The sequence below is a fragment of the Aquitalea sp. ASV11 genome (assembly GCF_016429185.1).
In the GTDB taxonomy this organism is placed as follows: domain Bacteria; phylum Pseudomonadota; class Gammaproteobacteria; order Burkholderiales; family Chromobacteriaceae; genus Aquitalea; species Aquitalea pelogenes.
Genome location: NZ_JAELUD010000238.1, coordinates 1 through 302, shown reverse-complemented (window position 1 = coordinate 302; position 302 = coordinate 1). Strand labels below are relative to the sequence as shown.

The 302-nt window shown below is 71.5% G+C and carries 1 protein-coding gene; it reads right to left on the bottom strand.

What is annotated here, in order from left to right:
- The coding region (locus tag JHD62_RS22785; RefSeq protein ID WP_233161167.1) for a pirin family protein at nt 1-302 on the bottom strand (302 nt) is incomplete at both ends.

The window sequence follows — 302 nt, the reverse complement described above, 5'->3', positions numbered from 1 at the left end:
CCCCCCCCCCCCCCCCCCCCCCCCCCCCCCCCCCCCCCCCCCCCCCCCCCCCCCCCCCCCCCCCCCCCCCCCCCCCCCCCCCCCCCCCCCCCCCCCCCCCCCCTTTTCACGCAGAAGACGGCATACGCGATTATTGCGTTCGTCTCGTGGGCTCGGAGATGTGTATAAGAGACAGGCATATAGGTGACGGTTTCGAAGCCACGGTGCGGGTGGTCCGGGAAGCCGGCAATGTAGTCATCCGGATTGTCCGAGCGGAATTCGTCCAGCATCAGGAAGGGGTCCAGCCTGCGTTGCAGGTCGTG